10 protein-coding genes, 2 tRNA genes and 1 pseudogene are annotated in these 8,980 nt (G+C 70.0%); 4 read left to right on the forward strand and 9 right to left on the reverse strand.

The window, feature by feature from the left end; genetic code table 11:
- The 6 genes from VF612_RS09925 to VF612_RS09950 all read right to left on the reverse strand — a co-directional run.
- On the reverse strand, positions 1–292 hold a 292-nt coding region (locus VF612_RS09925), incomplete at its 3' end, for a hypothetical protein (RefSeq protein WP_408659693.1).
- Between the two features lie 225 nt (positions 293–517).
- Positions 518–1,147 carry a hypothetical protein gene (locus VF612_RS09930; protein WP_408659694.1) on the reverse strand — a complete coding sequence of 210 codons (630 nt, stop codon included), beginning with the start codon at positions 1,145–1,147 and terminating at the stop codon, positions 518–520.
- A gap of 4 nt (positions 1,148–1,151) precedes the next feature.
- Entirely contained in the window at positions 1,152–1,643 is a 492-nt protein-coding gene (locus tag VF612_RS09935) for an acyl-CoA thioesterase (protein WP_408659695.1), read from the reverse strand.
- A gap of 39 nt (positions 1,644–1,682) precedes the next feature.
- Positions 1,683–3,365: an energy-dependent translational throttle protein EttA gene (gene ettA / locus VF612_RS09940; RefSeq protein WP_408659696.1), complete on the reverse strand. Its 1,683-nt coding sequence runs from the start codon at positions 3,363–3,365 to the stop codon at positions 1,683–1,685.
- A gap of 154 nt (positions 3,366–3,519) precedes the next feature.
- Positions 3,520–4,017: a single-stranded DNA-binding protein gene (ssb, locus tag VF612_RS09945; protein ID WP_408659697.1), complete on the reverse strand. Its 498-nt coding sequence runs from the start codon at positions 4,015–4,017 to the stop codon at positions 3,520–3,522.
- A gap of 226 nt (positions 4,018–4,243) precedes the next feature.
- Positions 4,244–5,203: a GlxA family transcriptional regulator gene (locus VF612_RS09950; RefSeq protein ID WP_408659698.1), complete on the reverse strand. Its 960-nt coding sequence runs from the start codon at positions 5,201–5,203 to the stop codon at positions 4,244–4,246.
- Between the two features lie 151 nt (positions 5,204–5,354).
- Here VF612_RS09950 and VF612_RS09955 point away from each other — a divergent pair.
- Positions 5,355–5,427: transfer RNA gene (locus VF612_RS09955), tRNA-Arg, on the forward strand.
- 259 nt (positions 5,428–5,686) lie between these two features.
- Here VF612_RS09955 and VF612_RS09960 read toward each other — a convergent pair.
- A complete protein-coding gene (locus VF612_RS09960; protein WP_408659699.1) occupies positions 5,687–5,986 on the reverse strand; it encodes a 4a-hydroxytetrahydrobiopterin dehydratase in 300 nt (99 codons plus the stop codon).
- A 43-nt stretch (positions 5,987–6,029) separates the two neighbouring features.
- On the opposite strand from VF612_RS09960, the pseudogene orn reads away from it, so the two are divergent.
- Both orn and VF612_RS09970 read left to right on the forward strand, forming a co-directional pair.
- Positions 6,030–6,743 (forward strand): annotated as a pseudogene (gene orn / locus VF612_RS09965) (oligoribonuclease); the annotation flags it as partial.
- 250 nt (positions 6,744–6,993) lie between these two features.
- Positions 6,994–7,069: transfer RNA gene (locus tag VF612_RS09970), tRNA-His, on the forward strand.
- Positions 7,070–7,128: 59 nt separating this feature from the next.
- Here the strand turns inward: VF612_RS09970 and VF612_RS09975 are convergent.
- Both VF612_RS09975 and VF612_RS09980 read right to left on the reverse strand, forming a co-directional pair.
- Positions 7,129–7,377, reverse strand: a complete 249-nt coding sequence (locus tag VF612_RS09975; protein WP_408659700.1) for a hypothetical protein — start codon at positions 7,375–7,377, stop codon at positions 7,129–7,131.
- A 45-nt stretch (positions 7,378–7,422) separates the two neighbouring features.
- Positions 7,423–8,358: an NAD(P)/FAD-dependent oxidoreductase gene (locus VF612_RS09980; protein WP_408659701.1), complete on the reverse strand. Its 936-nt coding sequence runs from the start codon at positions 8,356–8,358 to the stop codon at positions 7,423–7,425.
- Between the two features lie 120 nt (positions 8,359–8,478).
- Between VF612_RS09980 and VF612_RS09985 the strand changes: the two genes are divergently transcribed.
- Positions 8,479–8,980, forward strand: a 502-nt coding sequence (locus VF612_RS09985) for a helix-turn-helix domain-containing protein (RefSeq protein ID WP_408659702.1), incomplete at its 3' end; no start/stop codon positions are given.

Raw genomic sequence — 8,980 nt, forward strand, 5'->3', positions numbered from 1 at the left:
TGAACTCGCCGACGCCGAGAGCCGTGGACGCCACCGGGTAGCTGACGCCGTCCTGGACGAGGTCCATGAAGAGCACGTAGTCACCTGCCGGGCAGCCGCGCAGTTGGGTGCTCACTCGCACGGCGTCGAACGCCGGACCGGTGCCGGAGACGCTCCCGTCGTACTGGTAGAACGCGCTGGTGCTGTGCGCGATCTTGAGGCGGGGCGCCGGCCCGGCGTTCGCGGTGGTGGCGGGCGCCAGCACCAGCATCGCGGCGCAGGCAGCGAGGGCGCTCGACAGGAATGTGCGCATGATGATCCGTCCCGTGGGGTAGTAGGTGGAACCGGGCGCACGTGAAGAACCGGCGCGGATGACTGTGAAGCGGACAGTACTAGTCCACGGCCATCGTCGCATGGCTCGACACGGGGCGCTCGGCGGCGGCCGCTCCAGCGACAGCCCCGCGGGGTGCCGGCTACCGTTCGCGGCGCCGGCGACACCGACAGCCCTGCGGGCGCCGGTTACCGCTCGCGGCGGCCGCTACAGCGACAGCAGGCCGAGGGGGTTGCCGTCGGTGACGTAGGTGGAGCCGTACGCGGCGGCGAGCCGGACCCAGCCCGGACCGGCATCGATGCCCACCTGGGAGTCCCGGGGGAGGAACCCCATCCTGGTGAGGGCGGTCAGCGCCCCCAGCCGGATCTGGACCGGATCCGCCGAGCCGTCCCCGGTGGCGGTCAGCACCACCGAGGCCAGTAGCGACTCCTGGCTCTGCCGGCTGGTGGCCCCGGCCGCGAGTTCGGCCCCGGAACGCACCAGGTCGCGGATCACCCGGTCCGGCACCACCTCGATCCGCCGCCAGCCCCGCCGGGGTGGCAACGCGCTCAGCCAGTGCGCGTCCTTGCCGGCCGGCGCAGGACCGGACCCGTCCACCCACCGCAGGAAGTCCGCCGCGGCGACGGTGATGTCGAAGGACGCGGCCGGCTCCGATTCGGCCGTGTCAGTGGCCAGCGTCCTGCCGGCCAGCACGTCATAGGGCAGCCGGACGAAGCCCGCGATCCGCTGCTCCGCGGCCCGGAACCGGATCATCGAGGCCGCGTCAATGGAGACCGCGCGCTGGGCCAGCGGCACGAAGTCGGCCAGGTGGGTGGGCGAGGCCAGGGTGCTCAGCACCGGGTCACTCCTGTCCCACCGGGCCGGCCGCCTGGCCCTGAGCAGCGGTCGCCTCGCCCCGGCCCGCCGCCGGGCCCTGAGCAGCAGTCCCCTGATCAGCCGGCTCGTCGAGGTAGCTGTTCAGGATGGCCTTCTCATCCGCCGTCAGCCGGCGCGGCCGATCGGTGGTGAAGTCGAAGGTCACCAGCGTGGTGACCGCCTTGGCAGCCAGGGTCTGCCCGTCGTAGACGTCATAGCGGACATCGAAGGACGCGCCCCGGATCCGCTCCACCCACAGCTCCAACCGCAACGGCTCAGGGTGGTAGACCACCGGGCGCAGGTAGGTGATCTCGTGATGGGTGACCAGGGTGCCGCCGGCGAAGGAGGAGTCGTAGCGGTCGAAGAACATCGACACCCGGGCCTGCTCGAGGTAGGCCAGGTAGGCGGTGTTGTTGACATGGCCGTAGGCGTCCATGTCCGACCACCGCATCGCGCAGCGAGCAATGAAGCGTGCCACCGGATGCAGCGCCCCTACCGTCGCTCGCTCATCGCCGGCTCAGTCGCGAGTCAGCTTGCGATAGGTGACGGCGTGCGGCCGCGCGGCATCAGCGCCCAACCGCTCCACCTTGTTCTTCTCATAGGACTCGAAGTTGCCCTCGAACCAGTACCACTGGGCCGGGTTGGAGTCGTTGCCCTCCCACGCCAGGATGTGGGTGGTGATCCGGTCCAGGAACCACCGGTCGTGGCTGATCACGACGGCGCAGCCCGGGAACTCCAGCAACGCGTTCTCCAGCGACCCGAGCGTCTCCACGTCGAGGTCGTTGGTGGGCTCGTCGAGCAGCAGCAGGTTGCCGCCCTCCTTCAGGGTCAGCGCCAGGTTCAGCCGGTTGCGCTCACCGCCGGACAGCACCCCGGCCGGCTTCTGCTGATCGGGACCCTTGAAGCCGAATGCCGAGACATAGGCGCGGCTGGGCATCTCGACCTGGCCGACCTTGATGTAGTCCAGGCCGTCGGAGACCACCTGCCAGACGTTCTTGGTCGCCTCGATCCCGCCCCGGTTCTGGTCGACATAGCTGACCTTGACCGTCTCGCCGACCCGGACCTCGCCGGAGTCGGGCTTCTCCAACCCGACGATCGTCTTGAACAGGGTGGTCTTGCCGACGCCGTTCGGGCCGATCACCCCGACGATGCCACCGCGAGGCAGCGAGAACGACAGGTCCTTGACCAGCACCCGGCCGTCGAAGCCCTTGTCGAGGTTGCTCACCTCGACCACCACGTTGCCCAGCCGGGGACCCGGCGGGATCTGGATCTCCTCGAAGTCGAGCTTGCGAGTCTTCTCCGCCTCGGCGGCCATCTCCTCATAGCGCTGCAGGCGGGCCTTGGACTTGGCCTGCCGGCCCTTGGCGTTCTGGCGCACCCACTCCAGCTCCTCGGTGAGCCGTCGCTGCAGCTTGGCGTCCTTCTTGCCCTCGATCTTGAGCCGTTCGGACTTCTTCTCCAGGTAGGTGGAGTAGTTGCCCTCGTAGGGATGCGCCCGGCCGCGGTCGAGCTCCAGGATCCATTGGGCGACGTTGTCCAGGAAGTACCGGTCGTGGGTGACGGCCAGGATGGTGCCCGGGTATTTGGCCAGGTGCTGCTCCAGCCACTGCACGCTCTCGGCGTCGAGGTGGTTGGTGGGCTCGTCGAGCAACAGCAGGTCGGGCTGCTCCAGCAGCAGCTTGCACAGCGCTACCCGGCGACGTTCGCCTCCGGACAGGTGGGTGACCTCCTCCTCACCGGGCGGGCAGCGCAGCGCGTCCATCGCCTGTTCGATCCGGGAGTCGAGCTCCCAGCCCTCGCCGTGCTCGATCTTCTCCATCAGCTCGCCCTGCTCGGCGAGCAGCGAGTCGAAGTCGGCGTCGGGCTCGCCCATCGCTGCGGAGACCTCTTCGAAGCGCGCGAGGTAGCCGCGCATCTCGGCCACCGCGGCTTCGACGTTCTCCCGGACCGTCTTGGTCTCATCCAGCGGCGGCTCCTGCTGCAGCAGGCCCACCGAGGCGCCGGGAGCGATCACGGCGTCGCCGTTGGACGCCTGGTCCAGGCCGGCCATGATCCTGAGGACAGTGGACTTGCCCGCGCCGTTCGGGCCTACCACGCCGATCTTGGCGCCGGGCAGGAAGGCGAGGGTGACATCGTCGAGGATGACCTTGTCGCCGTGTGCCTTGCGCACCTTGTGCATGGAGTAGATGTACTGAGCCACTGGTTGTCCCTGCCGCTGTCGAGTCGAGCCGTTCGGTTGGCTCCAGTGTCCCATCCACCAAAACCGCTGACGTCCACCCCCACCGCCGGTCGGCCGGGATGCGGCCCGCGCCGAGTTCGGCCACGGCGAGGGTGGGCGCCGGCGGGCCGCGAGGTCAGCCGATGGCCGCCAGCTCCGGGGAGGGGGCCTGCTCGTCCTCCACCGAATCGAGGCCGTCGATGAGCTCGTACCCCTGGTCCTCCGCCCGGATGGGCATGCCGTCGGCATCGAGCTCGACCGATCCGGAGAAGCCGTTCTTGCGCTTCTTGAACTCCGCGGTGCCCCGGGCCAGGTCATGCCCGATGGACTCCGGCTCGATCTCGTAGGCGATGTGGTTCGCCTCGTCCTTGACATACTGCCGGGAGAAGATCCGGCCGCTCACCACCACCGGATCCCCCTTCTTCAGCGAGGCGGCGACGTTCTCGGCGAACTCGCGCCAGAAGACCACGTTGACGAAGAACTTGTGGCCGTCCACCCACTGGCCGGTGTCGCGGTCCTTGCGGCGCTGGGTGCTGGCCACCCGGAAGGCCACCCGGGACAGGCCGGAGGCGGTGGGCCGGTTGGCGACCTCGTCGACCACATTGCCGACGATGGTGATGTTGGTTCCGTACACGGTGAGCTCCCTCTGATAGATCCGGGCCAAGCCCGGCGCCCCGTTCGGGTCGGTCTCACTCAATCGCGCAGGTCGGCTCGCCGGCGGGCCCCGAGGCCGAATGTGGATACCGCCGCGCGCTGTGGACGGCGAACAAGGGAAAGCGGGAACCGCCGAAAGACCGCCGCCGAAAGGACCGCCGCCGAAAGACCGCCGCCGAAAGGACCGCCGCTGAAGGACAGCCCGCTCAGACCGGCGGACCGGCCGCGGAGAACGATCTGCGGTAGGCAGTCGGCGCGACCCCGGTGTGGCGCTGGAAGTGATGGCGCAGCAGCGCGGCGGTTCCGAAGCCGGACCGGCGCGCGATCAGCTCGATCGGCTCATGGCCGGCTTCGAGCTGGCGCCGGGCAAGCAGCACCCGCTGGCGCAGCAGCCACGCGTGCGGAGTGGTGCCGGTGGCCTCGGCGAAGCGGCGCGCGAAGGTTCGCGGGCTCATGTTGACCCGGGCCGCCATGGAGTTGACGGTGTGCCCGGCGGGCAGTTCGGCGAGCAGCTCGTCCATCAGCTCGGATAACCCGTCGGAGCCGGCCGGCGGCAGCGGCGCCTCGATGTACTGCGCCTGGCCGCCGGCTCGGTGCGCGGGCATCACCATCCGGCGGGCCACCACGTTGGCCGCCTCGGCGCCGTGCTCGGCGCGCATGATGTGCAGGCACAGATCCAAGCCGGCCGCGGTGCCCGCCGAGGTGTAGACCCGCCCGTCAAGGACGTAGAGGGCGTTCGGGTCGACCTCGGCAGCGGGGAAGCGGGCGGCGAGCGCCGCGGCATCGCGCCAGTGCGTGGTGCACCGGCGGCCGTCCAGCAGGCCGGCCTCGCCGAGCGGGAAGGCGCCGCTGCACAGGCCCATGACTGCCGCTCCGTTGGCATGGGCCGCGGCCAGCGTGGCAGGAACCGCGGCGGGGGTTCCGCCCCTGGCGCCGGCGGACACGATCACCAGGTCGGCATCGAGGGCCTCGTCGAAGCGGTGACCGGTCGTGATGGTGAAGCCGTTCAAGGTCGGCACCGGCTGCTCGGTCTCCGATGCCACGACGAAGTCATAGACCGGCAGCCCGTCGTCGGAGCGGTCCATCCCGAACGCCTCGCACGTCACCCCGAACTCGAACGGGTGCATGCCCGGATAGATCAGCACGACGATCTTTCGCAAAGCCATCCGCTGATCATGCTCCCCGAAGTGGCAGGATCCCAGCGGTCGGCGCTATTTCTGCCAAATCTGGCAGGATCCCAACCACCCGGCAGCGGCCAAGGATGGGCTGATCGGACCGGTTCGATGAAGGGCGCCTGCCGCTAGCATGGCTGCGCAAGCCCTCGTAGCTCAGCGGATAGAGCTCCCGCCTTCTAAGCGGGCTGTCGCAGGTTCGAACCCTGCCGAGGGCGCATACCTGACCGCGCTCCGGGTCGCGGCGTTCCCGAAGGGTCAGCTCCCGGTCAGTCGAGTGGAGAAACCGCCCCAGGCGTCCTATTGAGCTCTACCTTCGCCCGCAACTTCTCGTACCTGCTGGAAGCCTGTGAAGTCAGCAATTGATAGAAGGTATAGAGCATCGTCAACACGTAAAGCGAAATGCCCATTCTGGCCATCGTATAGGCCCGTTGAAGAAGAGAATGAATGCAAGGTAAGCGATAACGATGCGTGCTTTTACCTCAGTTGATCGATGATCGCATCCAGCTCGCGGGCCAGCCGCAGGTCCAATTCGGTGAGACCGCCCGCGGAATGCGTCGACAGGCTCACCTCCACCGTCCGCCAGGACAGCCGCAGATCCGGGTGGTGATCCAGCCGTTCGGCGACCGGAGCCAGCTCGCCGATGAAGCGCACGGCGGTCAGGAACGAGTCGAATTCGACCGTCCGGACCAGGGCGTTTCCAGCCTGCGACCAGCCGGGGTCCAGCCCGCGCAAGCCGTCCTGCAGCTCCTCTGCGGTCAACAGCTTCCGGCTCATCCGCCTGCACCTCCTGGTCGCGCTGCCTCGCTGGCCGCTCGCGATGCCCGATTCTGCTCTACGCTTCGGCGTCGTGACCGAAAGAGAAGCCAAAGACGACAAGCTGGTCTGGATCGACTGCGAGATGACCGGGCTGGAGCTCAGCCGGGACGCGCTGATCGAGATCGCGGTGCTGGTGACCGACTCCGAGCTGAACGTGCTCGATGACGGCCTCGACATCGTCATCGGATGTGCCGACGACGTGCTGGAGACGATGGTCCCGTTCGTCCAGCAGATGCATGAGACCTCCGGGCTCACCGAGTTGGTCCGCAACTCCACGGTGACCCTCGGCCAGGCCGAGCAGCAGGTGCTCGACTACGTCAAACGGTTCGTCCCCGAGCCCCGGACCGCGCCGCTGTGCGGCAACTCGATCGCCACCGACCGCGGCTTCATCATCCGGGACATGCCCGAGCTCGATGCCTACCTGCACTACCGGATGATCGACGTCTCCTCGATCAAGGAGCTCGCCAGGCGCTGGTACCGCCGGGTGTACTTCGGCCAGCCCGCCAAGGGCCTGGCGCACCGGGCGCTGGCCGACATCCACGAGAGCGTCCAGGAGCTGCGTTACTACCGGGCGACGATCTTCGTGCCGCCGCCCGGGCCGACGAGCGAGGAGGTCGCTACCGCAGCCGCGGCCGTCCTCGGTGCCGGAGTCGGCGCCGGGCCGGCGGCCGATGCCGCAGCCGCAGGCGCGGCGCTGGCAGGTGTCGAGACCGGCGGGGAGACCACCATCGCCGCAGCCGCTGCCACGCTGGGCGCCGCGGCTGGGGCAGGCTCGGCCGCCGGTCCCAGCCTGGCGGCCGGGGCTGCCAGCGCGGTCGGCGACGCCGTGCCCGAGGCCGCCACCCCACCCGGTTCTGGGCATGCGGCCGACGCCGGGGACGGGTCCGACCCGGTCGTGCCGAAGGGCGGCCAGCCGCTAGACTGATCGGGCTGTGCCGGACGCCGCCGCGCCCGGCACAGCGATGGTGGGCGTAGCTCAGCTGGTAGAGCGCCGCGTTGTGGTCGCGGATGTCGCGGGTTCGAGTCCCGTCGCTCACCCCACGCGATCGAGCCCCTGACCCGCGCAGCCGCGGGCCGGGGGCTCTGTCGTTTTCCGTGCATCAGCTGCGAGCGGACCGGCTCAGCACCCTTGCGCGCAACCGGTGCAGGTGCGGCATCAGGCCATAGATGACGATCGGCACCGCGATGGTGGCCAGGACGAAGGTGCGCAGGACCGCCGACATCGTCGACAGCCAGCCGTCCAGCGCCAGGTTGAGGGCGGTCAGGGTCGGGAAGACGCAGATCCAGATCATCAGCGCCAGCTGGTGCTTGCTGGGCGGCGCGATCCGCGGGGCCGTGGGTTCGGACATGGGGAGCTCCTTCGGGATGTGGGGACGGGACAAGACCCGGGGCCGTCAGGCCACGAAGCCCTGGTTGAAGTCGCGGACGGCGTCCCGGACGTCCTCCTCGACCAGGTCGGCGTTGATGGCCATGGCGGCAGCGGAGCCCTCGCCGGCGGCGGTGATGAGCTGGGCGCGCGGATTGGCGACGTTGCCTGCCACCCACACCCCGGGGACGCTGGCCTGGCCGTGGGCGCCGGTGGCCACCCAGCCGTTCTCGTCGACCGCGCAGCCGAGACCGGCCAGGAGATCGTTGTTCGGCACGAACCGCGGCGGCACGAACAGGGCGTCCCGCCGGATGATCCGGCCGTCGTCCAGCTCCACACCGCACAACCGGTCGTCGCGGATCAGGACCTGCTGGACGCCGCCTTCGACGATCCCGATGGCCCTGGCCACCAGCTGGGACCGCTCGGCGTTGGTCAGGGTTCCGGCCGGGGCGAAGAACACCACGTCCTGCGCCCACTGCCGCACGAGCTGGACGTAGCGGACGGCCTCCGGCCCGCCACCGAGGACGCCGAGCTGCTGATCGCGCACCTCGTAGCCATGGCAGTACGGGCAGTGCAGCACGTCGCGACCCCAGCGCTCGCGCAGCCCCGGGATGTCCGGCAACTCGTCGCGCAGCCCCGTCGCCACCAGCAGCCGCCGCGCCGACACCCGCCGGCCGTCGGACAGCAGCACCGCGAACCCGGACCGGGAGCACCGGACCAGCTCCCGGACCACGCCGTCACAGATCGTGGCGCCATAGCTCCGCACCTCGTTCCGCCCGGCGGCCAGCAGCTCGCCGGGCGGCAGGCCGTCCCGGGAGAGGTACCCGTGCAGGTGCGCGGCGGGGGCGTTGCGGGGCGCGCCGCCGTCGACCACGAGCACCCGGCGACGGGCCCGGGCCAGCACCAGCGCCGCTGACAGTCCGGCGGCTCCGCCGCCGATGATCACTACGTCGTATTCGCTCATGTTCCCGAGACTGCGGCAGCGGTTCCCGGTCTGACAACTATCGTTGCTATTTCTGGGAATCGGAGGTGGAATGAGCCGGTGCCCGACACGACAGCGGCCGGCCCCGACCCCACAGCAGCGATGGCGGCCGGCTCCGACCCCAGCGCGGCGATCGCGGCCGCCCTCGACCGGGTCGGCGCGCGGTTGAAGCAGCTGCGCACCCAGCGCGGGGTGACCCTGACGGCTCTGGCGGAGGCGACCGGCATCTCCAAGAGCACCCTGTCGCGGCTGGAGACCGGCCAGCGGCGCGCCAGCCTGGAGCTGCTGCTCCCGCTCGCGCAGGCCTACCGGGTGCCCCTGGACGACCTGGTGGGAGCGCCGGAGGTGGGCGACCCACGGATCCGGCTCAAGCCGAGACGGGTCCACGGCCGCACCGTCCTGCCGCTGACCCGCCAGCCCGGCGGCCTGCAGGCGTGGAAGATCGTCGTCCCGCCGAGCAAGACCGAGCCACAGCCCAAGGCGCACGAGGGCCATGAGTGGCTCTACGTCCTGTCCGGGCGGATGCGCCTCATCCTGGGCGAGCACGACCTGGTGCTCGGCGCGGGCGAGGTGGCCGAGTTCGACACCCGGGTGCCGCACTGGT

Origin of the sequence: Jatrophihabitans sp. (assembly GCF_036388195.1) — a bacterium.
Taxonomy (GTDB): Bacteria; Actinomycetota; Actinomycetes; order Mycobacteriales; family Jatrophihabitantaceae; genus Jatrophihabitans_A.

Excerpts from the sequence above, each read along its gene's own strand:
- VF612_RS09950 (WP_408659698.1), bottom strand. The coding sequence starts at position 5,203 with ATGGCTTTGCGAAAGATCGTCGTGCTGATCTATCCGGGCATGCACCCG.
- VF612_RS09960 (WP_408659699.1), bottom strand. The coding sequence starts at position 5,986 with ATGAGCCGGAAGCTGTTGACCGCAGAGGAGCTGCAGGACGGCTTGCGC.
- VF612_RS09975 (WP_408659700.1), bottom strand. The coding sequence starts at position 7,377 with ATGTCCGAACCCACGGCCCCGCGGATCGCGCCGCCCAGCAAGCACCAG.
- VF612_RS09980 (WP_408659701.1), bottom strand. The coding sequence starts at position 8,358 with ATGAGCGAATACGACGTAGTGATCATCGGCGGCGGAGCCGCCGGACTG.